General features: G+C 69.3%; 22 protein-coding genes. 15 read left to right on the forward strand and 7 right to left on the reverse strand.

What is annotated here, in order from left to right:
• Nucleotides 1-34: 34 nt before the first annotated feature.
• The 6 genes from ACXYX3_RS16100 to ACXYX3_RS16125 all read left to right on the forward strand — a co-directional run bounded on the left by ACXYX3_RS16100 (nucleotide 35) and on the right by ACXYX3_RS16125 (nucleotide 6740).
• Nucleotides 35-1324 carry a PucR family transcriptional regulator gene (locus tag ACXYX3_RS16100; RefSeq protein WP_458608197.1) on the forward strand — a complete coding sequence of 430 codons (1290 nt, stop codon included), beginning with the start codon at nucleotides 35-37 and terminating at the stop codon, nucleotides 1322-1324.
• Nucleotides 1325-1467: 143 nt separating this feature from the next.
• Complete coding sequence (locus ACXYX3_RS16105; RefSeq protein ID WP_458612110.1) at nucleotides 1468-2391, forward strand: ACP S-malonyltransferase; 924 nt, start codon at nucleotides 1468-1470, stop codon at nucleotides 2389-2391.
• A 63-nt stretch (nucleotides 2392-2454) separates the two neighbouring features.
• Entirely contained in the window at nucleotides 2455-2751 is a 297-nt protein-coding gene (gene acpM, locus ACXYX3_RS16110) for a meromycolate extension acyl carrier protein AcpM (protein WP_043410381.1), read from the forward strand.
• The gene (gene kasA / locus ACXYX3_RS16115; RefSeq protein WP_241205848.1) at nucleotides 2748-3998 is read left to right on the forward strand and encodes a 3-oxoacyl-ACP synthase KasA; all 1251 of its coding nucleotides are present in this window, start codon (nucleotides 2748-2750) and stop codon (nucleotides 3996-3998) included. Before acpM ends, kasA begins: the two co-directional genes overlap by 4 nt.
• 42 nt (nucleotides 3999-4040) lie before the next feature.
• Nucleotides 4041-5294, forward strand: a complete 1254-nt coding sequence (gene kasB, locus ACXYX3_RS16120; RefSeq protein ID WP_241205849.1) for a 3-oxoacyl-ACP synthase KasB — start codon at nucleotides 4041-4043, stop codon at nucleotides 5292-5294.
• 15 nt (nucleotides 5295-5309) lie between these two features.
• A complete protein-coding gene (locus ACXYX3_RS16125) occupies nucleotides 5310-6740 on the forward strand; it encodes an acyl-CoA carboxylase subunit beta (RefSeq protein WP_241205850.1) in 1431 nt (476 codons plus the stop codon).
• A 61-nt stretch (nucleotides 6741-6801) separates the two neighbouring features.
• On the opposite strand, the gene ACXYX3_RS16130 is transcribed toward ACXYX3_RS16125, so the two are convergent.
• Both ACXYX3_RS16130 and ACXYX3_RS16135 read right to left on the reverse strand, forming a co-directional pair.
• A complete protein-coding gene (locus ACXYX3_RS16130) occupies nucleotides 6802-8334 on the reverse strand; it encodes a glycerol-3-phosphate dehydrogenase/oxidase (protein WP_458608198.1) in 1533 nt (510 codons plus the stop codon).
• A complete protein-coding gene (locus ACXYX3_RS16135) occupies nucleotides 8331-8909 on the reverse strand; it encodes a TetR/AcrR family transcriptional regulator (RefSeq protein WP_458608199.1) in 579 nt (192 codons plus the stop codon). Before ACXYX3_RS16135 ends, ACXYX3_RS16130 begins: the two co-directional genes overlap by 4 nt.
• Before the next feature lie 53 nt (nucleotides 8910-8962).
• On the opposite strand from ACXYX3_RS16135, the gene ACXYX3_RS16140 reads away from it, so the two are divergent.
• Together ACXYX3_RS16140 and ACXYX3_RS16145 are read left to right on the forward strand one after the other, a co-directional pair.
• Complete coding sequence (locus ACXYX3_RS16140; RefSeq protein ID WP_458612111.1) at nucleotides 8963-10543, forward strand: FAD-binding oxidoreductase; 1581 nt, start codon at nucleotides 8963-8965, stop codon at nucleotides 10541-10543.
• Nucleotides 10540-11442 (forward strand): diacylglycerol kinase, encoded by a 903-nt coding sequence (locus ACXYX3_RS16145; RefSeq protein ID WP_374238381.1) that lies wholly within the window; start codon nucleotides 10540-10542, stop codon nucleotides 11440-11442. The genes ACXYX3_RS16140 and ACXYX3_RS16145 overlap by 4 nt, the downstream gene beginning before the upstream one ends.
• On the opposite strand, the gene ACXYX3_RS16150 is transcribed toward ACXYX3_RS16145, so the two are convergent.
• Nucleotides 11423-11935 (reverse strand): DUF3145 domain-containing protein, encoded by a 513-nt coding sequence (locus ACXYX3_RS16150; RefSeq protein ID WP_221362439.1) that lies wholly within the window; start codon nucleotides 11933-11935, stop codon nucleotides 11423-11425. The two genes, ACXYX3_RS16145 and ACXYX3_RS16150, sit on opposite strands and share 20 nt — an antisense overlap.
• Nucleotides 11936-12054: 119 nt before the next feature.
• A complete protein-coding gene (locus ACXYX3_RS16155; RefSeq protein WP_458608200.1) occupies nucleotides 12055-12879 on the reverse strand; it encodes a serine hydrolase domain-containing protein in 825 nt (274 codons plus the stop codon).
• Between the two features lie 39 nt (nucleotides 12880-12918).
• Here ACXYX3_RS16155 and ACXYX3_RS16160 point away from each other — a divergent pair, with 39 nt between their 5' ends.
• Both ACXYX3_RS16160 and ACXYX3_RS16165 read left to right on the forward strand, forming a co-directional pair.
• Nucleotides 12919-14013 (forward strand): S-(hydroxymethyl)mycothiol dehydrogenase, encoded by a 1095-nt coding sequence (locus ACXYX3_RS16160; RefSeq protein WP_458608201.1) that lies wholly within the window; start codon nucleotides 12919-12921, stop codon nucleotides 14011-14013.
• A complete protein-coding gene (locus tag ACXYX3_RS16165) occupies nucleotides 14010-14633 on the forward strand; it encodes an MBL fold metallo-hydrolase (RefSeq protein WP_458608202.1) in 624 nt (207 codons plus the stop codon). The genes ACXYX3_RS16160 and ACXYX3_RS16165 overlap by 4 nt, the downstream gene beginning before the upstream one ends.
• A 19-nt stretch (nucleotides 14634-14652) precedes the next feature.
• Here ACXYX3_RS16165 and ACXYX3_RS16170 read toward each other — a convergent pair whose 3' ends face one another.
• Nucleotides 14653-15255, reverse strand: coding sequence for an SHOCT domain-containing protein (locus ACXYX3_RS16170; protein WP_458608203.1), 603 nt, complete (start codon nucleotides 15253-15255; stop codon nucleotides 14653-14655).
• Between the two features lie 46 nt (nucleotides 15256-15301).
• Between ACXYX3_RS16170 and ACXYX3_RS16175 the strand changes: the two genes are divergently transcribed.
• Nucleotides 15302-16384: a class I SAM-dependent methyltransferase gene (locus tag ACXYX3_RS16175; RefSeq protein WP_458608204.1), complete on the forward strand. Its 1083-nt coding sequence runs from the start codon at nucleotides 15302-15304 to the stop codon at nucleotides 16382-16384.
• 2 nt (nucleotides 16385-16386) lie between these two features.
• Here ACXYX3_RS16175 and ACXYX3_RS16180 read toward each other — a convergent pair whose 3' ends face one another.
• The gene (locus ACXYX3_RS16180; RefSeq protein WP_458612112.1) at nucleotides 16387-17415 is read right to left on the reverse strand and encodes an NAD(P)H-dependent amine dehydrogenase family protein; all 1029 of its coding nucleotides are present in this window, start codon (nucleotides 17413-17415) and stop codon (nucleotides 16387-16389) included.
• A 67-nt stretch (nucleotides 17416-17482) separates the two neighbouring features.
• Nucleotides 17483-18004: a hypothetical protein gene (locus ACXYX3_RS16185; protein WP_458608205.1), complete on the reverse strand. Its 522-nt coding sequence runs from the start codon at nucleotides 18002-18004 to the stop codon at nucleotides 17483-17485.
• Between the two features lie 102 nt (nucleotides 18005-18106).
• Between ACXYX3_RS16185 and ACXYX3_RS16190 the strand changes: the two genes are divergently transcribed.
• The 4 genes from ACXYX3_RS16190 to ACXYX3_RS16205 are packed head-to-tail and all read left to right on the forward strand — an operon-like array spanning nucleotide 18107 to nucleotide 23089.
• Nucleotides 18107-19648, forward strand: coding sequence for an ABC transporter substrate-binding protein (locus ACXYX3_RS16190; RefSeq protein ID WP_458608206.1), 1542 nt, complete (start codon nucleotides 18107-18109; stop codon nucleotides 19646-19648).
• Entirely contained in the window at nucleotides 19645-20613 is a 969-nt protein-coding gene (locus tag ACXYX3_RS16195) for an ABC transporter permease (protein WP_458608207.1), read from the forward strand. Before ACXYX3_RS16190 ends, ACXYX3_RS16195 begins: the two co-directional genes overlap by 4 nt.
• Nucleotides 20610-21488 (forward strand): ABC transporter permease, encoded by an 879-nt coding sequence (locus tag ACXYX3_RS16200; RefSeq protein WP_241205862.1) that lies wholly within the window; start codon nucleotides 20610-20612, stop codon nucleotides 21486-21488. Before ACXYX3_RS16195 ends, ACXYX3_RS16200 begins: the two co-directional genes overlap by 4 nt.
• A complete protein-coding gene (locus ACXYX3_RS16205) occupies nucleotides 21485-23089 on the forward strand; it encodes an ABC transporter ATP-binding protein (protein WP_458608208.1) in 1605 nt (534 codons plus the stop codon). The genes ACXYX3_RS16200 and ACXYX3_RS16205 overlap by 4 nt, the downstream gene beginning before the upstream one ends.
• Nucleotides 23090-23093 lie beyond the last annotated feature (4 nt).

Raw genomic sequence — 23093 nt, forward strand, 5'->3', positions numbered from 1 at the left:
AGGCTCCCTACAAACGGAGGCGTAGCTTTTAGGGATGGCCGACAACAATCGGTTCATCCCGCCTCGCTCCACGGTCGAGGTGCTGGAGAACGTCCCCGATTCGGTGCTGCGCCGGCTCAGTCAGTACTCGGGCCGGCTCGCCACCGAGGCAGTGCAGGCGCTGGGAGAGCGGCTGCCTTTCTTCGCCGAGCTCGAGGCGTCGCAACGCGCGAGCGTGCAGCTCGTCGTGCAGACCGCGGTGGTGAACTTCGTCGAGTGGATGCGCCATCCGGACAGCGACGTCGGATATACCGCGCAGGCCTTCGAGGTCGTGCCGCAGGATCTGCGCCGTCGCATCGCGTTGCGCCAGTCGGTGGAGATGGTGCGCGTGACGATGGAGTTCTTCGAAGAAGTGGTGCCGCTGCTGGCCCGCAACGAGGAACAGCTCGCCGCGCTGACCGCGGGCATCCTGCGCTACAGCCGCGACCTGGCATTCGCGGCGGCGACGGCGTACGCCGATCAGGCCGAGGCGCGGGGTGCGTGGGACACCCGGATGGAGGCCAACCTCATCGATGCCGTGGTGCGCGGTGACATCGGACCCGACCTGCAGTCCCAGGCGGCGGCACTGAACTGGGACGCGACCGCCGCGGCGACGGTGATCGTGGGCCTGCCGCGCCCTGACCGACTCGATCTGACGGCCGAGGACGTGCACGACGTCGCTGCCCGCAACGGCCGCGCCGCGCTGTGCGACGTGCACGGCACCTGGCTGGTCACGGTGGTGTCCGGGGGGCTGTCGCACACCGACCGGTTCCTGTCGGAGTTGATGACCGTCTTCGCTGACGGACCCGTGGTGGTCGGGCCGATGGCGCCGACGTTGGGCGCCGCGCATCTGAGCGCCACCGAGGCCATCGCCGGGATGAACGCGGTCGCGGGCTGGGCCGGTGCGCCGCGGCCGGTGGCGGCGCGCGAGCTCCTGCCCGAGCGCGCGCTGCTGGGCGATGCGACGGCCGCGACCGCGCTGGAGGCTGAGGTGATGAGGCCGCTGGCCGACGCGGGCCCCACGTTGATGGAGACGCTGGACGCTTACCTGGACTCCGGAGGAGCGATCGAAGCGTGCGCTCGCAAATTGTTCGTTCATCCAAATACGGTCCGCTACCGGCTCAAACGAATCGCCGATTTCACCGGCCGTGACGCCACCGTTCCGCGCGACGCCTATGTGCTGCGCGTCGCCTCGACGGTCGGCCGCTTGAGCCGTCAGAGCCAGTCCAGCTCCTCGTCGCGGCGGGGATCCGAGCCGGTCGAGGGTGTTGCATCGGTCACACCGGACCCCCGTCCCGGCAGGTGACATGTTGCGCTTGGGTCTCTATGACGTCCCATCACATGCGGATTTGTGGGCACCCCACAAAAACCTAAGAAAGAGTTCATAGTCTCTTACACGGCGCAAAACCGTCTTCACAATGTTCTCTTAGAGACGTGCCTGACAAGACTGTGCTCGCATTCCTCGCGCCCGGACAGGGCTCCCAGACTCCCGGCATGCTCGCCGAGTGGCTGGAGCTGCCCGGCGCGTCGGCGCGCATCGCAGCGTGGTCGGAGATCAGCGGGCTCGATCTGGCGCGCCTGGGTACCACCGCCGACGCGCAGGAGATCACCGACACCGCGGTGACCCAGCCACTCGTCGTCGCCGCCACGCTGCTGGCCTTCGAGGAACTGACCCGCCGTGGCGTTCTGACCGATGACGAGGAGATCGTCGCCGCCGGACACTCCGTCGGCGAGATCGCCGCCTACGCCATCGCCGGAGTCATCACCGCCGACGAGGCCGTGTCCCTGGCCGCGACGCGCGGCCGCGAGATGGCCAAGGCGTGTGCCGTGGAGCCCACCGGGATGTCGGCGCTGCTGGGCGGTGACGAAGCCGAGGTGCTCGCCCGCCTCGAGGCTCTCGACCTGGTCCCGGCCAACCGCAACGCCGCCGGACAGATCGTCGCCGCCGGTGCCGTCGCCGCGCTGGAGAAGCTCGCCGAGGATCCGCCGGCCCGCGCCCGGGTCCGCCCGCTGGCCACCGCAGGCGCGTTCCACACCCGCTACATGGAACCCGCGCTCGCCGAGTACACGACCGTGGCGGACCGGATCACCCCGTCGGAGCCGTCGGTCACGCTGCTGTCGAACGCCGACGGTCGGCCGGTCGCCTCCGCGCACGACGCGATGACCAAGCTCGTCGCCCAGATGACGCGCCCCGTGCGCTGGGATCTGTGCACGGCCACGATGCGCGAGCTCGGCGTGACGGCCCTGGTGGAGTTCCCGCCCGCCGGCACCCTGTCGGGCATCGCCAAGCGGGAGCTCAAGGGCACGCCGACCCATCCCGTCAAGACCCCCACCGACCTGGACGGCCTCGCCGAGGCCCTCCGCGCCGTCTGATCGACGGCTGTAACACCGAGTCGTTCCACCCCAGGTAACACCCGATAAATAGAAGGAGCCACAGTGCCCGCCTCTCAGGAAGAAATCATCGCCGGTCTCGCCGAGATCATCGAAGAAGTGACCGGCATCGAGCCGTCCGAGGTCACCCCCGAGAAGAGCTTCGTCGACGACCTGGACATCGACTCGCTGTCGATGGTCGAGATCGCCGTGCAGACCGAGGACAAGTACGGCGTGAAGATCCCCGACGAGGACCTCGCCGGTCTGCGCACCGTCGGTGACGTCGTCGCCTACATCCAGAAGCTCGAGGAAGAGAACCCCGAGGCTGCTGCCGCGCTGCGCGAGAAGTTCGCCGCAGAATGACACGTCCTTCCACTGCTAACGGCGGGTTCCCGAGTGTCGTGGTGACCGCCATCGAGGCCACCACGTCGCTTGCAGGCGACATCGAGAGCACGTGGAAGGGCCTGCTGGCGGGCGAGAGCGGCATCCGCGTCCTCGAGGATGAGTTCGTCACCAAGTGGGACCTTCCGGTGCGTATCGGCGGTCACCTGGTCGACGACGTCGACAGCCACATGACTCGCATCGACATGCGCCGCATGTCCTACGTGCAGCGCATGTCGAAGCTGTTGGCCGGTCGACTCTGGGAGAACGCGGGCAAGCCCGAGGTCGACCCGGACCGGTTCGCCGTGATCATCGGCACCGGTTTGGGTGGCGGCGAGAAGATCGTCGAGACCTACGACGCGATGAACGAGGGCGGGCCCCGCAAGGTGTCCCCGCTCGCCGTTCAGATGATCATGCCCAACGGTGCAGCGGCGGTCGCCGGCCTGGAACTGGGCGCCCGCGCCGGGGTCATCACCCCGGTGTCGGCGTGCTCGTCCGGGTCGGAGGCCATCGCTCACGGGTGGCGCCAGGTCGTCATGGGTGACGCCGACTTCGCCGTCGTGGGCGGCGTGGAAGGCGGCATCGAGGCGCTGCCCATCGCGGCGTTCTCGATGATGCGCGCCATGTCGACCCGCAACGACGATCCGGCCGGCGCCTCGCGCCCGTTCGACAAGAACCGGGACGGCTTCGTCTTCGGTGAAGCGGGCGCGATGATGATCATCGAGACCGAGGAGCATGCCCTGGCCCGTGGCGCCACGCCGCTGGCCCGCCTGATGGGCGCGGGCATCACCTCCGACGCGTTCCACATGGTCGCTCCGGCGGCGGACGGTCAGCGGGCCGGCCAGGCGATGAAGCGCGCGATGGAGACCGCGGGCCTGTCGCCCAAGGACATCTCGCACGTCAACGCACACGCCACCGCCACGCCGATCGGTGACACCGCGGAGGCCAACGCCATTCGCGTCGCCGGTGTGGAGCACGCCGCGGTCTACGCGCCGAAGTCGGCGCTGGGCCACTCGATCGGCGCCGTGGGCGCGCTGGAGTCGGCACTGACGGTGCTGGCCCTGCGCGACGGGGTCATCCCGCCGACGCTGAACTACGAGACGCCGGACCCGGAGATCGATCTCGACGTCGTCGCGGGTGAGGCACGGTATGGCGACTATCAGTACGCCATCAACAACTCGTTCGGGTTCGGCGGCCACAATGTGGCCCTGGCCTTCGGCCGTTACTAGGCACGAACGAGTTCGACAGAACCGAGAGGACCGCGCCTGAGTATGGCTACACCGACAACAGGGAACGGACTCCCCGACGTCGTCGTGACCGGTATGGCCATGACGACCAGCGTCGCCACCGATGCCGAAGGCACGTGGCAGGCGCTGCTGGAGGGCAAGAGCGGCATCCGCCTGCTCGACGACCCCTTCGTCGAGGAGTTCGACCTGCCGGTGAAGATCGGCGGCCATCTGCTCGAGGAGTTCGACGGGGAACTGACCAAGGTCGAGAACCGTCGGATGTCCTATCCGCAGAAGATGGCCACCGTGCTCGGGCGGCGTGTCTGGGCGAACGCCGGGTCCCCCGAGATCGACACCAGCCGTCTGCTGGTGTCGATCGGGACCGGCCTCGGCGGCGCCGAGGCGCTGGTGTTCGCCTACGACGGCATGCGGGACCGCGGCATCACCGCCGTGTCCCCGCTGTCGGTGCAGATGTACATGCCCAACGGCCCGTCGGCCGTGGTGGGTCTGGACCGTGGCGCCAAGGCCGGGGTGGTCACCCCGGTCTCGGCGTGCGCGTCCGGCTCCGAGGGCATCGCGCAGGCGTGGCGCAACATCGTGCTCGGTGAGGCCGACATCGCGATCTGCGGCGGTGTCGAGCAGCGCATCGAGGCCGTGCCGATCGCGGGCTTCGCCCAGATGCGCATCGTCATGTCGACCAACAACGCCGACCCCGCCGGCGCGTGCCGCCCGTTCGACAGGGACCGCGACGGCTTCGTGTTCGGCGAAGCGGGCGCGCTGATGGTCATCGAGACCGAAGAGCACGCCAAGGCGCGCGGCGCCACGATCCTGGCGCGCCTGATGGGCGCGAGCATCACCTCCGACGGCTTCCACATGGTGGCCCCGGACCCCGACGGCGAGCGGGCCGGCTTTGCGATGAGCCGCGCCATCCAGCTCGCGGGGCTGCAGCCCAGCGACATCGACCACGTCAACGCCCACGCCACCGGCACCAGCGTCGGCGACGTCGCCGAGGGTCAGGCGATCAACAAGGCGATGGGCGGGCACCGGCCCGCGGTCTACGCGCCCAAGTCCGCACTCGGCCATTCGGTGGGCGCGGTGGGCGCCGTCGAGTCGATCCTCACCGTCCAGGCGCTGCGCACCGGCGTCATTCCCCCCACACTCAACTTGAAGAACCTCGATCCCGAGATCGACCTCGACGTCGTCGCGGGCGCGCCCCGGCCGGGCGACTACACCTACGCCATCAACAATTCGTTCGGTTTCGGCGGGCACAACGTCGCACTCGCCTTCGGCAAATACTGAAAGCAGGAGACACCTATGACCACCATCGAGAATCGCTCCGCCACCGACATCAACGAGTCCCTCGACCCGCGCGACCCGATGCTGCGGTTGGCGACCTTCTTCGATGACGGCACGGTCGAGCTGCTGCACGAGCGCGACAAGTCCGGCGTTCTCGCGGCCGCAGGCACCGTCAACGGCGTGCGCACGATCGCGTTCTGCACCGACGGCACCGTGATGGGTGGCGCGATGGGCGTCGACGGATGCAAGCACATCGTCGACGCCTACGACGTCGCGATCGACGAGCAGAGCCCGATCGTCGGCATCTGGCATTCCGGCGGCGCGCGGCTGGCCGAGGGCGTCAAGGCGCTGCACGCGGTCGGCCTGGTCTTCGAGGCGATGATCCGCGCCTCGGGGTACATCCCGCAGATCTCCGTCGTCGTGGGCTTCGCCGCCGGCGGCGCCGCCTACGGTCCCGCGCTGACCGACGTGATCATCATGGCTCCCGACAGCAAGGTCTTCGTCACCGGACCGGACGTGGTCCGCAGCGTCACCGGCGAGGACGTCGACATGGTCTCCCTCGGCGGCCCCGAGGCGCACCACAAGAAGTCCGGTGTGTGCCACATCGTCGCCGACGACGAGCTCGACGCCTACGAGCGGGGCCGTCGCCTGGTCGGGCTGTTCTGCCAGCAGGGCCACTTCGACCGCAGCAAGGCCGAGGCCGGCGACACCGACCTCAAGGCGCTGCTGCCCGAGTCGGCGCGCCGTGCCTACGACGTGCACCCGCTGGTCGAGGCACTTCTCGACGAGGGTGTGCCGTTCGAGGAGTTCCAGTCCCGCTGGGCCCCGTCGATCGTGGTCGGCCTGGGCCGGTTGGCCGGCCGCACCGTCGGCGTGATCGCGAACAACCCGCTGCGCCTGGGCGGCTGCCTGAACTCCGAGAGCGCGGAGAAGTCGGCGCGTTTCGTGCGGCTGTGCGACGCGTTCGGCATCCCGCTGGTCGTGGTCGTCGACGTGCCGGGCTACCTGCCGGGTGTGGACCAAGAGTGGGGCGGCGTGGTCCGTCGCGGTGCCAAGCTGCTGCACGCGTTCGGTGAGAGCTCGGTGCCGCGCGTCACGCTGGTCACCCGCAAGATCTACGGCGGTGCCTACATCGCGATGAACTCGCGATCGCTGAACGCCACCAAGGTGTTCGCATGGCCCGAGGCCGAGGTCGCGGTGATGGGCGCCAAGGCCGCCGTCGGCATCCTGCACAAGAAAAAGCTGGCCGCCGCCGCCCCCGAGGAGCGCGAGTCGCTGCACGAGGCGCTGGCCATCGAGCACGAGAAGATCGCCGGCGGCGTGGATTCGGCCATCGAGATCGGCGTGGTGGACGAGAAGATCGACCCGGCTCACACCCGCTCGAAGCTGACGCAGGCGCTCGCCGAGGCGCCGATGCGCCGCGGCCGCCACAAGAACATCCCGCTGTAGTCCCGCGAGCAGACGCGAACTCGAGTGATTCCGGGCCGGAATTGCTCGAGTTTGTGTCTGCTCAGCGGAGGTAGGCGAGCATCTCCTGCGCCGCGGGCAGCGCCCGCTCACGGTCTTCGGCGACGAGTCCGATGCGGGTGCGCCGGTCGAGGATGTCGTCGACGGTGAGCGCGCCTTCCTGAGCGACGGCGTGCTCGAATTCCGCTCTCGTCACATCGATGCCCTCGGCGACCGCGTCCGCGGGTCGCGGGCACGTTGCGCCGGCCACCACCGCGGGCGCCTCGACACCGTAGCGGGCCACCAGCGACGCGGGTAGCTCTCCCGAGTGCTCCTGTGTAGCAACGGGATTCGCGGGCGCACCCACCAGCGGGAGGTCGCGGGTGCGGCACGGCCCGGCAGCGAGCCCACGCAGCGCGACGGCGCGGTCCACGACATCCTCGGCCATGAACCGGTATTCGGTCAGCTTGCCGCCGATCACGCTCAGCACTCCGGTCGGGGACTCCGTGACCGCGTGCTCGCGCGAGACGTCGGCGGTGCGACCGGCACCGGTGTCGATCAACGGACGCAGCCCGGCGTAGGAGCCGACCACATCCGCGGGCCCGAGTGAGGTCGCCAGCGCCGTGTTCACGGTGTCGAGCAGGAACTGCACTTCCTGCGCCGTCGGCTCGGGCACATCCGGAATGGCGCCGGGGGCGTCTTCGTCGGTCAGACCCAGGTAGACGCGCCCCAGCTGTTCGGGCATCGCGAACACGAACCGGTTGATCTCCCCCGGTATCGGAATGGTCAGCGCTGCAATCGGATTATCGAACGCCGAGGCGTCGAACACCAGGTGGGTGCCGCGGCTGGGCCGCAGCCGCAACGACGTGTCGACCTGTCCGGCCCACACGCCGGTCGCGTTGACCACTGCGCGCGCCGACACCTGGAGCGTCTCCCCCGTCAGGGTGTCGGTCAGCGTCACCGAGGTTCCCGACGCCGCGCTCGCGTCGACCCGGGTGAGGATGCGGGCGCCGTGCTGCGCGGCCGTGCGTGCCACCGCGGTGACCAGGCGCGCGTCGTCGACGAGCTGGCCGTCGTACGCGAGCAGCGCACCGTCGAGGCCGTTGCGACGCACCGTCGGCGCCAACGCGATTGCCGCTGCGGCATCGACGCGGCGCGAGCGTGGCAGCACCGATGCGGGCGTGCCGGCGAGAGCGCGCAGACCGTCGCCGGCCGCGAAGCCGAACCGGACCAATGCCCGTGAGGCACGGTTCATCTCGGGGAGCAGCGGCACCAGCTGCGGCATCGCGTGCACGAGGTGAGGAGCGTTGCGCGTCATCAGGATTCCGCGCTCGACGGCGCTGCGGCGGGCGATGCCGATGTTGCCGCTGGCGAGGTAGCGCAGGCCGCCGTGCACCAGCTTCGAACTCCAGCGGCTGGTGCCGAACGCCAGGTCGTGTTTCTCCACCAGGGCCACCGACAGCCCGCGCGTCGCGGCGTCCAGCGCGATCCCGACGCCGGTGATGCCGCCGCCGATCACGAGCACGTCCAGCGGCGCGCCGTCGCCGAGCTGCTGCAGTTCGGTCGCGCGCCGCTGGGCATTCAATGCCGCACTCATGCGGTGAGGTATCCGTTGAGGGCGCGGGCCAATTCGACGTTGATGGCGTGGGCGTCGAGCAGCTTTTCGACCATCTGCGCGGACTGGATCGTGGACTGTGTGATCAGCAGGCACATCGCACCCATCTCCTGCGGGTCGCCGGGACGCACACTGCCCTCTTCCTGACCGGCCTTGATCGCTTCGGCGAGCGCGTCGATGAGGATCTGCTGGCTGGTGCCCAGGCGTTCGGCGATGTAGACCATCGCCAGGTTGGGCGCGTTGCGGATCACCGACTGCACAACGTCGTCGTTGCGCAGATGCTCGGCGACCGCCACCACGCGCTCGACCGTCGCCTCCCGGCCGGCGCCGCGATCGGGCACCTGCTCGAGCACCCCGGAGATGCGCACGGTGAGCAGCTCGGCGATCACCCAGCGGATGTCGGGCCAGCGTCGGTAGATGGTCGGGCGACTGACCCGGGCGCGCCGCGCGATCTCGGTCATGGTCGTCCGTTCGACGCCGTAGGCGAGGATGCACGCCGCCGCGGCGTCGAGAATGCGCTTTTCGACACTCGAATCGGAGTTACGGATTGACACCATCTGTAATACTGTAACGCATGTCCTCGCTCGCCGGCCAGCCCCCACATCCACCGATGGCATGGAACGCCTGGGGCGATCCCGCCGCGGCGAAGCCGCTGTCGCCCGGTATCCGCTCCCTGCTCACGCAGGCCCTCGGCATCGACGCCGAGCCCGCCGAAGAACCCACGCTCGAGCAGGTCAGGGTCCGCCCATCGGCTCTGTCGCCGAGTGACCGGGAGGGGCTCGCTGCGATCGTCGGCGCCGAGAACGTCCTCGTCGACGATCGTGACCGGCTGCTGCGCGCGGGCGGCAAATCCACGCTGGATCTGTTGCGGCGCAGGGATTTCGGCGTGCAGGACGGCCCGGACGCGGTACTTGTGCCCGGCGTCGACGACGAGGTGGCCGCCGTGTTGCGGTTCTGCGCCGACCACAGCATCGCGGTCGTTCCGTTCGGCGGTGGCACCAGCGTGGTCGGCGGCCTGGATCCGTTGCGCGGGGACTTCAAGGCGGTCGTGTCGGTGGATCTGCGTCGATTCGACGAGCTGCACTCGCTCGACGAGGTGTCGTGGGAGGCCGAGCTGGGCGCCGGCCTGACCGGCCCCGAGGCGGAGAAACTCCTGGGCGAGCGCGGCTTCTCGCTGGGCCACTTCCCGCAGAGCTTCTGCTTCGCCACGATCGGCGGGTTCGCTGCAACGCGGTCGTCGGGCCAGGACTCTGCGGGCTACGGCCGCTTCGACGACATGGTGCGTGGCCTGCGCGCCGTCACCCCGGCCGGGGTGCTCGACGTCGGCCGGGCACCCGCCTCGGCCGCCGGACCGGACCTGCGTCAGGTGCTCCTGGGCTCCGAGGGCGCCTTCGGCATCATCACCAGGGTGCGGGTCCGCGTCCATCCGGTCCCCGAGACCACGCGCTACGAGGCGTGGTCGTTTCCCGACTTCGCCACCGGCGCCGCCGCGCTACGGGCCGTCGCGCAGACCGGGACCGGACCGACGGTGATCCGGCTCTCCGACGAGGCGGAGACCGGCGTCAACCTCGCCACCACCGACAGCATCGGGGACGCCCAGATCACCGGCGGCTGCCTGGCCATCACAGCCTTCGAGGGCACCGAGGCGCACGTCGCCAGCCGCCACGCAGAGACGCGAGACCTGTTGAGCGCCAACGGCGGAAAGTCACTCGGCGAGGGCCCGGCACGGGCGTGGGAGCACGGTCGGTTCAATGCCCCCTACCTACGGGACGGGCTGCTGTCGGCCGGCGCGCTGTGCGAGACGCTGGAGACCGCGACGTCGTGGTCGAACGTCCCAACGCTGAAGGCTGCCGTCACCGACGCACTCACCCGCTCGCTGGCCGACTCCGGCACGCCGGCGCTGGTGCTGTGCCACATCTCGCACGTCTACCCCACCGGCGCGTCGCTCTACTTCACCGTCGTTGCGGCCCAGCGCGGCAACCCAATCGAGCAGTGGCGCGCCGCCAAGACAGCCGCCTCGGAGGCGATGGTGCGCGTCGGCGCGACGATCACCCACCACCACGCGGTCGGGGCCGACCACCGCCCCTGGATGCGCGACGAGGTAGGTGACCTCGGCGTCGCCGTACTGCGTGCCGTGAAGTCGACCCTCGACCCCACCGGAATCATGAACCCGGGCAAGTTGATTCCGTGAACCGGATCGTCGTCCTGACCAACCCGGCCTCCGGGCACGGCAACGCACGCCACGCGGCCGAACGGGCGATCAGCCGCTTCCAGGAACGCGGCGTCGACGTCGTCGCGCTCGTCGGGCGCGATCCCGCCCACGCGCGCGAACTCGTCGAGGGCGCGTTGGAGCGAGGCATGGACGCGCTGGTGGTGGTCGGCGGCGACGGCATCGTCTCGCTCGCCCTGCAGATCGTCGCCCAGACGGAGACACCCCTGGGCATCATCCCGGCCGGCACCGGCAACGACCACGCGCGCGCGTACGGCATCCCCACCGGGCCCGAAGCGGCCGCCGACGCAGTGGTCGACGGCGAGATCGGCACCTACGACCTGGGGTTGATCACCGGCGCCGACGGCACCCGGCGGTGGTTCGGCACGGTGATGGCGGCGGGCTTCGATTCCCTGGTCACCGACCGGACCAACCGGATGCGCTGGCCGCACGGGCGCATGCGCTACAACCTCGCCATGCTGGCCGAGATCTCCCAGCTGCGGTTGCTGCCGTTCCGACTCTCGTTCGACGGCACCGAAGTCGAGACCGAACTCACGCTGGCCGCGTTCGGCAACACCCGAAGCTACGGCGGCGGCATGCTGATCTGCCCCGGCGCGGACCCGACCGACGGGCTGCTCGACGTCACGATGGTCGCCTCGGCGTCGCGCACCCGGCTGGTCCGCCTGTTCCCGACCGTGTTCAAGGGCACCCATGTGAACCTGCCGGAGGTGACGACGCGGCGCGCCGCGACGATCACGGTCGACTGCCCCGGCATCACTGCGTATGCCGACGGCGAGTACGTGTGTCCGCTGCCCGTGGAGCTCACCGTGGTGCCGGGCGCACTCCGGGTCCTGCGGCCGGCTACCCCACGCCGCGGCTGAGCCAGCTGACCTCGGCGCCGACCCCGCCGTCGCGGTAGGCCTCGAGCGCCTCGTCCCACGCGGTGCCGAGCACGGAGTCCAGTTCGGCCGCCAGCGTGTCGGCACCCGAGGCCATCAGCGTGCGCAGCCGCATCTCCCCGACCATCACGTCGCCGTTGGCGCTCATGGCGCCGCTCCACAGGCCGAGTTGGGGGGTGTGGCACCAGCGGTGCCCGTCGACGCCGTGGCTCGGGTCCTCGGTGACCTCGAATCGCAGAACCGACCAGGACCGCAGAGCGTTGGCCAGCTGAGCGCCGGTACCCACCGGGCCCACCCAGTTCGTCACGGCACGCAGCTGCCCGGGCATGGCCGGTTGCGGCGTCCACTTCAAGTTCGCCCTCGCGTTGAGGGTCGACGACAACGCCCACTCGACATGCGGGCACACCGCCGCGGGTGAGGCATGCACGTACACCACACCCGTCGTCGTGTCGGCGAATTGATTCGCTGCACGCATCTGTTGCTCCTTCGGCTCCACGAGGGACGTCTTCCCCAACGACCTGGCGGTTTCCGAACGAGTCAAAAGATGCAGTTGTGTCTTCAGAGAGAATTGTGCCTTGTGAGACGCGTGTTGCGCTAGTCCGCCCGGTAATCTCTCAGAACTTCATCAGACAGGGCGGGCATCACGTCGTGCGCCCAATCGCCGAACGGCCGGTCGGTGAGCACGACCAGGGCCAATGCGGCGTCGGGGTCCACCCACAGGAACGTGCCCGATTGGCCGAAGTGCCCGTAGGTCCGCGGCGAGTTCTGCGCTCCCGTCCAGTGGGGTGATTTGCCGTCCCGTAGTTCGAAGCCGAGTCCCCAGTCGTTGGGCCGCTGCCTACCGAACCCGGGCAGCACCCCGTCGAGGCCGGGGAACTGCACCGACGTGGCGGCCTCGTGCATCCGCTCCGACACCAGGGCCGGTGTCAGCAGTTCGCCGGCGAACGCCGCCAGGTCCGCCACGGTCGACGTCGCGCCGTAGCCGGCCGCCGGGGCACCCCCCTCGAGGATCGTGTCCGACATCGCCAGGGGCCCGAACACCGATTCGGTCAAATAGTCGGTGAACGGGATACCGGACTCGCGCTCCATGGTCTCGGCGAGCACGGCGAAGCCGTGGTTGGAGTAGATCCGCCGGGTGCCCGGTGCGGCCAGTACCTTCGCCGAGGTCATGTCGTAGCCCGCGGCGTGCGCGAGCAGGTGACGCACGGTCGACTCCGGCGGCCCGGCCGGCGTGTCGAGCTCGAACACCCCCTCCTCGACCGCGATCTGTGCTGCGCGCGCGGCGAGCAATTTGGTCACCGAGGCGAGGGCGAAGGTTCGGGACTGGTCGCCGTGGTGGGCCAGGGTCCCGTCCGGCCCGACGACCGCTGCGGCCACAGTGGGGACGGGCCAGTCGGCCAGGACGTCGAGTGCGCTCATCGGTGATGAGCGTAGCGAGGCACATATTAGGGTTCAGGCATGACTCAAACGGTGCGCGGAGTGATCTCTCGTTCGAAGGGCCAACCGGTCGAAGTGGTCGACATCGTGATCCCCGACCCGGGGCCGGGCGAGGTCGTCGTCGACATCCAGGCGTGCGGGGTCTGCCACACCGATCTGCACTACCGCGAGGGTGGCATCAATGACGAGTTCCCGTTCCTGCTCGGCCACGAAGCCGCCGGCATCGTCGAAACCGTCGGTGAGGGCGTCACCAATGTCGCACCCGGTGACTTCGTGATCCTGAACTGGCGTGCGGTGTGCGGGCAGTGCCGTGCCTGCAAACGCGGCCGTCCGCACCTGTGCTTCGACACGCACAATGCCGCGCAGAAGATGACGCTGACCGACGGCACCGAGCTGACGCCCGCATTGGGCATCGGCGCGTTCGCCGACAAGACCCTGGTGCACGAAGGTCAGTGCACGAAGGTCGATCCGGCTGCCGATCCCGCCGCGGCCGGGCTGCTGGGCTGCGGCGTGATGGCCGGTGTCGGTGCGGCCATCAACACCGGCGCGGTCAACCGCGACGACACCGTGGCTGTCATCGGCTGCGGCGGCGTCGGCGACGCCGCCATCGCCGGGGCCGCGCTGGTGGGCGCCAAGCGCATCATCGCCGTGGACATGGACAACCGGAAGTTGGAGTGGGCCAGGCAGTTCGGGGCCACGCACACGATCAACGCCAAGGAACTCGACGCGATAGAGACGATCCAGGATCTCACCGACGGGTTCGGCGCCGACGTCGTGATCGACGCGGTCGGACGGCCCGAGACGTGGAAGCAGGCGTTCTACGCCCGCGATCTCGCCGGCACCGTGGTCCTGGTCGGTGTCCCGACCCCGGACATGACGCTGGAGATGCCCCTCATCGACTTCTTCTCCCGCGGTGGGTCGTTGAAGTCGTCGTGGTACGGCGACTGTCTGCCCGAACGCGACTTCCCGACGCTGATCTCGCTCTATCTGCAGGGCCGGTTCCCGCTCGACAAGTTCGTCTCCGAACGCATCGGGCTCGACCAGATCGAAGACGCGTTCGGAAAGATGCACGCCGGATCAGAAGACGTAGTGCTGCGCTCGGTGGTGCTGCTGTGAGCGCCATCCAGCGGTTGGTCACCAGCGGCACGTTCGAACTCGACGGCGGCAGCTGGGATGTCGACAACAACATCTGGCTCGTCGGCGACGACGACGACGTCGTGGTGTTCGACGCCGCGCACAGCGCGGCGCCGATCATCGAGGCGGTCGGCGGCCGCAACGTCGTCGCGGTGGTGTGCACCCACGGTCACAACGACCACGTCACGGTCGCACCCGAGCTCGGCAGAGCCCTCGACGCACCGGTCCTGCTGCACCCCGCCGACGACGTGCTGTGGCGGATGACCCACCCCGACAGCGACTTTCGAGCGGTGAACGACGGCGACTCACTGCAGGTGGCCGGTATCGAGCTGCGCGCCCTGCACACCCCGGGCCACTCACCGGGCTCGGTCTGCTGGCATGCGCCCGATCTCGGCGCCGTGTTCAGCGGAGACACCTTGTTCAACGGCGGTCCGGGTGCCACCGGGCGGTCGTACTCGGACTTCCCCACCATTCTTGATTCCATCTCGGGACGGTTGGGCGCACTGCCGGGCGACACCGTCGTCTACACCGGGCACGGCGATTCCACCACTGTCGGCGACGAGCTGGTGAACTACGACGAGTGGGTCAAGCGCGGCAGCTGAACCGCCTGGCAGGACAGCGTCACCGACCGTCGAGGATCACCGGACCGGGCACCGGCCGGGGCCGGCGCCCCGATCGGATCCACCATGCGATCGCCACGGCGAGCTCGAGCAGGCCGAGCGCGATCAACCCGCCGCAGACCCACAGCGCCCAGTCCGGTGAACTGTCCTTCCCGAAGGCCAGCCGCGGGTTGATGTAGCCGCCCACCGTTCCGCCTGTCCGGACGTCGTACACGCCGCTCTGGGCGATCTGCGCGGTCCAGATCCGCACGCGCACATCGTTGTTCACCGAGGTGGTCGAACCGATGACTTCGGTGAGCACCGGCTCGGGAACGCCGTCGGGTGCGTCGATGCCCAGCTTCAGCGGGGGCACCGGGAAACCGCCGTCGATTCCGCCCGGCACCGCGGTGTGGAAGTTGATCGTCACCTCACCCGCGGGCAGCGCCACCCGTCCCGACCCCGGCACCGGGACCTCACCGTAGGCATCGAAGTCGTCGTAGACGAAGGCGCTGAGCGCGAGTGTCAGGATCAGACCGACCACGCCGACGATCAGCATGATCGCGGCGCAGATCAGCGCGACGCGGGGGCCGAGCCGTCCCAACACGTGCGCCAGTGTCGCACGCATGGCTTTTCGTCGGCGCAGATCGCATGCAGCGACTACCGTCTCGAAGATGCCCGAGTCGAGCATCGTGGTACGACCGGAACCGGTCGACAGCGGCAGCTACACCGCTGGATCACGGCTGCAGGCCGCCGGGCTGTCGCGGGCGATCGAGATCTTCCGCGAAGCCGCCGCTGCGGTACCGCTACCCGCCCCGCCGCAGCCGATCGTACTGGCCGACTACGGCGCGGGGAACGGGCACAATTCGCTGCTGCCGATGGGCGCGGCGATCTCCGTGCTGCGCAGCAGAACCCGACCGGAGCACTCGGTGCTCGTCGCCCACACCGACCGGCCGAACAACGACTTCACCGCGCTGTTCCGGACCTTGGACGAAGACCCGGACACCTATCTGGCCAAGGACGCGGCGGCCTTCGCCTCCGCCGTCGGCCGCTCGTTCTATTCGCAGATCATGCCCTCCAACAGCGTCAACCTCGGCTGGAGCGCGTGGGCGATCCACTGGCTGAGCCACGTTCCCGCGCCGGTTCTCGGCCCGCACCTGCAGGTGGCCACCTGCGGTGACACAGAGCTGCAGGCGGCTTACGCCAAGCAGGCGGCGCGGGACTGGCACGAGTTCGTCGCGTTCCGCGGCCGCGAGCTGTGTCCCGGCGGTCGGCTCGTCGTGACGACGATGGGCGTCGGCGAGGACGGCGACGCAGGGTTCCGGCCGCTGCTCACCGCGATGGTCGATGCGCTCGCCGAAGCGACGGCTGCCGGGGTGGTCAGCGCCGACGAGGCAGCACGGATGTGCATCCCGACCGTGGCCCGGCAGGCCGCCGACTTCACGGCTCCGTTCGCGCCGTCGGGGATCTTCGAGCGGCTCGAGATCGAGCACCTGGAGATCGTCGACGCCCAGGACCGGTTCTGGGAGCGGTATCAGGCCGACAAGGACGCAGCAGAGTTCGGGGCGCGCTGGGCGGGCTTCGCGCGCGCGTCGATCTTCGCCGCGCTGACGACGGCACTGGAGGGCGGGCCGGCGAACCCGCGCGCCGCCGACCTGCACGAGCGGCTGGAGAAGGGCATCGCCGAACGGCTGGCCGCCGCCCCGGAACGTACCCGCATCCCCCTCGCCTACGTGGTGCTGGTCAAGCGGCGCTGAGGTCAGCGGATGGTGCCCATCCCGGGGATCAGCGGCAGATCCAACGCGGTGACCCAGCCGGGCGAGAGCGCGTTGACCGCGGGCACCGCGTTGAGGGCGCGCAACCCCGTGGCCAGACAGCCCGCCGCCGCGGCGTCGCGGCCGGACCCGTCGGTGAACCGGAACGCCGTCTCCTGGCTGATGCTGGGCGTGCCCTCGATGTCGACGCGGTACACGTCGTTCTGGTTTCCCGACGGCCACTCCGGAGCGGCGTCGTTGCCGATCCGGTTGACGTGTTCGAGCTGGATGCGCGTCTGCCCCTGATAGACGCCGTTGATCGTGAACCGCACCGCCGCAACGTTGCCCGCCTCGATGACGCCCTTGGCGGTCGGCCGGTCGACGGGGGTCACCCACTTCTCCCACGTCGTGGTGATCTCGTCGAGCATGATGCCGGCGGCGTGCGCGATCATCGGAACCGTTGCACCCCAGGCGAACACGAGGATGTCGGGATGCTCCAGCATCGCCGTGTACTCCGGTGGCCTGCCGATCCCCATCTCGCGGTCGTAGTCGCCGGTGTAGTTCGTGTAGTCCAGGAGTTCCGATGCGCGCACCGTGCGGACCTGCGAGCACAACCCCATCAACGTCATCGGGAACAGATCGTTGGCGAAGCCGGGGTCGATGCCGGTGGTGAAGCACGACGACTCCCCCAGTTCGCAGGCGACGGTGACGGGTTCGATCCAGTTGGGAGGATTCAGATGCATGGTCGGCCAGATCCACGGCGTCATCGCGGTGGAGCACACATCGATTCCGGCACGCAGGAACCGGGTGATGACCTCGATGTTGGTGTCGGCGTGGGCAGCGGTCGGCCCGTAATGCACCAGCGCGTCGGGTTTCAGCGCGATCAGCGCGTCGATGTCGTCGGTGGCGCTGATCCCCACCGGCGTCGGAAGTCCGCAGATCTCACCGACATCGCGGCCCACCTTGTCGGGGTTGCTCACGCCCACTCCGACGAGTTCGAAGCCGGGATGATCGACGACTTCGGCAATGACCATCTGTCCGACGAAACCGGTGCCCCAGATGACGATCCGCTTCGCATCCGCGTGTGTCACGGCGATTCCCCTAGAAGCAGCGCCGTAGTCCGCCTGGCTCACAGATCAACGGATATCGGTCGACCGGGGTCGACAGCGGCCCCTTGTAGGCCATGGTGAACGGGGTCACGATGATGCCCGGCGGCAGGCCGCAGTTGCCGTTGTGCTGGGTGCTGCGGGTTCCTGTCATCGTCGCATCGTCGAACTTGACCACCTCGACTGTCGGCGCCCATGAGCCGTCCGGGCACTGCATGCCCCGGTCCTTCGGGGTGGTGAAGGCCCACTGGCCGCCGGTGAGCACGGCGTCGCCGCCGATCAGGTCGCCGCCGGCCTGCACGTGTAAGCGACAGCCGACGGGCAGGTAGAGCGGCTCCCGCAGATCGCCGACGACGGGAACGCAGGACGGGAAGACCGTCCAGGTACCGGACGCGCCGCCGTCCTGAGTGATGGTGAAGACGCCTTCGATCACCTGGTCGGCCCGGGCGGGGGTGGCGGCGCCCAGTGCTGCGCAGACACCGAACAGAAGGGCGGCCAGGGTGCGCATCATCGTCACGCCGAGCAGTATTTCAGCCGGGCACGGACAAAGTCACCGGTTTGCCGGTTCGCGACTTCGGGTAGAAGACCGGCACTGGCTCGAGTACCGGGGTGGTGAAATATGACGAGGACGGCGGTGTCAACCGCTGTCCTCGTCATCTGTGCACTCATCGCGGCGCTGACCGGATGCTCGACGGGCAGCCGGGTCAACCTGGGTCAGGGTGCCGCCGGATCGCTGATCGCCGCGATCGCCGGGGAACCCGATCAGCTCGACCCCCACAAGACCACCGCCTACTTCTCGTTCGAGGTGCTGGAGAACGTGTTCGACACCTTGGTCGAACCCGACGAGAACCTGCAGATGCGTCCGGCGCTGGCGACGTCGTGGGAGGTCTCGCCCGATCAGCTGTCGTGGACGTTCCACCTGCGCCCGGGCGTCACGTTCCACGACGGCAGCCCGTTCACGGCCGACGACGTGGTGTTCTCCTACCGCCGGATCATCGACGAAAAGCTCGCCAACTCCGACAAATTCAGCGCGGTCACTGCGGTCGAGGCACCCGATCCGGCCACGGTGCTGATCCGGGTCAGCCGGCCGACACCGAACATGCTGACCAACCTCGGTGGCTTCAAGGGCATGGCGATCGTGTCGCGGCGCAACGTCGAGAGCGGGCAGATCGCGACCCACCCCGTCGGCACCGGCCCGTTCCGCTTCGCCGGCCGCAAGAGCGGGGACTCGATCTCACTGGTCGCCAACCCCGACTACTGGGACGGCCCACCCGGTGTGCCGGGGGTGGTGTTCCGTTTCATCTCCGAACCGTCGACGGCCCTGTCGGCGCTGCAGGCGGGCGAGGTGGACTGGACGGATTCGATTCCGCCGCAACGTGTCCGGCAACTGTCCGAGGACGATTCGATCCAGTTGGCGGTCACCCCGAGCAACGACTACTGGTATCTGGCGCTCAACGAGGCGAGGGCGCCGTGGAACGACGTGCGCGTGCGCCAGGCGATCGCCTACGCCATCGACCGCGACGCCATCGTCGCCGCGACCAGTTACGGCACCGCGAAGGTCAACGAGCTCGCCATCCCGGAGGGCAACCCCTGGTACACCCCCTACGACCGCTACCGCACCGGTGGCCTGGACAAGGCGCGGGAGCTGCTGGCCGAGGCGGGCGTCGCGCCGGGCGATCTGGACATGCTGGTGACCACCGAATACCCCGAGACCGTGACCGCGGCGCAGATCATCGCCGACAACCTGGCGCCGCTCGGGTTCACGGTGAAGATCCGCACCGTCGACTTCGCGACCTGGCTCGACGAACAGAACCGGGGGAACTTCGACATGCTGATGCTCGGCTGGCTCGGCAACATCGACCCCGACGACTTCTACTACGCCCAACACCACACCGACGGCTCGAGCAACGCCCAGAAGTTCTCCGATCCGGAGGTGGACAGGCTGCTCGACGCCGGCCGTGTCGAAACCGACCCCGCCGCCCGCAAGGCCGACTACGACCGGGCCGCCACGCTGATCGCCGACGAGGTCAGCTACATCTTCTTGTACAACTCCTCGGTGATCCAGGCATGGAACCCGGCGCTGACGGGATACGAGGCCCGCCGTGACGGCGCGGTGCGTTTCCGGGATGCCTCGCTGGACGGGGGCGGCGACGCCTCGTGACCACGGCCCTGACCCACCCGATCACCCGGTTCGTCGCGCGCCGGGTGCTGTACTCGCTGATCGTGCTGCTGGGTGTCACCGTCGTGGTGTTCGCCCTGGTGCACCTGGTGCCCGGCGACCCGGTACGCATCGCACTCGGCACCCGCTACACACCCGAGGCGTACGAGGCGCTGCGCAGCGCCAGCGGATTGGACCGGCCGATCCTGTCGCAGTTCTTCGGCTATGTCGGCTCGGCGCTCACCGGTGATCTCGGGGTGAGTTTCCGTAACGGTGACCCGGTGACCGTGACCCTGATGGAGCGTCTGCCCGCCACGCTGTCGCTGGGCCTGGCGGGCATCGTGATCGCCGGGCTGATCGCGCTGCCCGCCGGTACCTACTCGGCGCTGCGCGAGGGCCGCCTCAGCGACGCCATCGTCCGGGTGACCAGCCAGTTCGGCGTCTCGATCCCCGACTTCTGGTTGGGCATCCTGCTGATCGGCCTGTTCTCCACCACGCTGGGCTGGCTGCCCACCTCCGGGTACCGGCCGCTGTTCTCCGACCCGGCGGGGTGGCTGCACCACGTCATCCTGCCGGGGCTCACCGTCGGTGTCGTCGCGGCAGCGATCATGACCCGCTACGTGCGCGCCGCGGTGCTCGACGTCGCCGCCATGGGTTATGTGCGGACCGCGCGCTCCAAGGGGCTGTCCCCGCGGGTCGTCACGTTCCGGCACACCGTGCGCAACGCGCTCGTGCCCATCCTGACCATCACCGGGATCCAGCTCGCCACCCTGCTCGGCGGCGTCATCGTCGTCGAGGTCGTGTTCGCGTGGCCCGGCCTGGGCCGGCTCGTCTACAACGCGGTCGCCGCGCGCGACTACCCCCTGATCCAGGGTGCAGTGCTGCTGATCGCCGCGCTGTTCCTGGCGATCAACCTCATCGTCGACGTGCTCTACGCGGTGGTCGATCCGAGGATCCGGCTGGCATGACGACCACCGACAGCACCCGCGTCTCGTCGTGGCGGCTCCTGGCCCGCAACCCGGTCACCGCCGTCAGCGCGCTGGTCCTGCTCGCCGTCGCCATCATCGCCGTGTTCGCGAACGCCATTGCGCCGCACGGTGTCAACGACGTCGACGTACCCGATGCACTGCAGCCGCCCAGCGGGGCGCACTGGTTCGGCACCGACGAGCTGGGCCGCGACGTGCTCTCCCGGGTCGTGGTGGCCACCCAGGCGTCGATGCGGGTGGCGGTGATCAGCGTCGCGTTCGCGGTCGTGGTCGGCGTGACGGTCGGGGTGCTGGCCGGATACCGCGGCGGCTGGCTCGACACCGTGCTGATGCGCGTCGTCGATGTGATGTTCGCGTTCCCGGTCCTGCTGCTCGCGCTGGCCGTGGTCGCGATCCTGGGTCCCGGGCTGACCACCACGATCCTGGCGATCGGCATCGTCTACACCCCGATCTTCGCGCGGGTCGCGCGGGCCAGCACGCTCGGCGTCCGCAGTGAACCCTTCGTCGCGGTGTCGCATGCGATGGGCACCCCCGACCACATGATCCTGCGCCGGCACATCCTGCCCAACATCGCCGGCCCGCTGATCGTCCAGACCTCGCTGTCGCTGGCCTTCGCGATCCTGTCGGAGGCGGCGCTGTCCTTCCTCGGGCTGGGCATCCAGCCGCCGGAGCCGTCGCTGGGCCGGATGATCTTCGATTCGCAGGGATTCGTGACGATGGCGTGGTGGATGGCCGTGTTCCCCGGCGCGGCGATCGTGGTGATCGTGCTCGCGTTCAATTTGCTGGGTGACGGGCTGCGCGACGTGCTCGACCCGAAGCAGCGCAGCAGCGCCGAGGCCCGCGGGATGCAGCGATGACCGTGCTCACCGTGACCGACCTCGGGGTGCGCATCGGCGCACGCAGCATCGTCGACGGCGTCTCGTTCTCCGTGGACCGAGAGCAGACCGTGGGCATCGTCGGAGAATCCGGCTCGGGCAAGACGATGACGGTGCTCGCCGCCACCGGCCTGCTCGATGCGCCGGGGGCGCGCGTGTCGGGAGCCAGCACGCTCGCAGGCGAGCCGGACATGCAGCTCGTCGGTGCGCGACCCAAAGACCTTCGCCGCGTGCACGGTTCGCGGATCGGGTTCGTGTTCCAGGATCCGGGCACGTCCCTCAACCCCCTGCTGACGCTGGAACGTCAGATCACCGAGTCACTCGAGACCCACCGCGGGGTGACGCGTCGGGAGGCGCGGTCGCGGGCCGCCGAGCTGCTCGACGCGGTGGGGCTGCCGGACCCGCAGACACGGCTGCATGCCTACCCGCATCAGCTCTCGGGCGGTCAACGCCAACGGGTGATGATCGCCATCGCGCTGGCGTGCGATCCGGAGCTGCTGATCGCCGACGAACCGACCACCGCGCTCGATGTCACCACGCAGGCGCAGATCATCGAGTTGGTGCGCGCGCTGCAGCTGGACTTCGGCACCGCGGTGGTCTGGATCAGCCACGACCTGGGCGTCATCGGTCAGGTTGCCGACGACGTGACGGTGCTGCGCGACGGCGCCGTCGTGGAGCAGGCGCCGATCCTCGACATCTTCGACCGGCCCCGCGACGAGTACACCCGCGACCTGCTGGCCGCCCGTCCCGTCCTCGATGTCGCCGGCCCGCAGCCGAATCCGGACGCCGAGCCGCTCCTCGAGGTGGACGGCCTGGACGTCTCGTTCACGGTCACCACCCCGGTCGGCAAGTCCACCGTGCACGCCGTCGACGACGTCTCGCTGCACATCCGGCGCGGCACCACGCTGGGGTTGGTCGGCGAGTCCGGATCGGGGAAGTCCACCGTCGCCGCGGCTCTCACCGGCCTGGTGACACCCGACCGCGGCAGCGCGACGCTGGCGGGCACCGACATCCTGCACGTGAAGCGTTCCGAGGCCAAGGCGCTGCGCCGACGGATCGGCCTGGTGTTCCAGGACCCGTTCTCGTCGCTGAATCCCCGTGCCCGCGTGGAAGCCTCGATCGCCGAACCGCTGACGGTACATCGCCTGGTCGACGGTGCCTCGGCGCGGCGCACACGGGTCGCCGAGCTGCTCGACCTGGTCGGGCTGCCCCGCGAGTTCGCGCAGCGCTACCCCCACGAACTGTCCGGCGGGCAGCGGCAGCGGGTGAGCATCGCCCGCGCTCTGGCCGCCGAACCGGATCTGCTGATCCTCGATGAGGCCACCGCCGCTCTCGACGTCTCGGTGCAGGCCCGCGTGCTCGATCTGCTGGCCAGGCTGCAACGGGAGTTGGGCCTGGCGTATCTGCTGATCGGCCACGATCTCGCGGTGATCCGCACCCTGAGCCACGACGTCGCGGTCATGCGCAACGGTGCGGTGGTCGAGAACCGGCCCGCCGAAGAGTTGTTCGCCGACCCGGAGCACGACTACACCCGCGCGCTGCTCGCAGCAGTACCGCCGGTGCGCCCGCGCGCTGCGTTGTAGCCCT

The sequence above is a fragment of the Mycobacterium sp. Panama NTM2 genome (assembly GCF_054355555.1).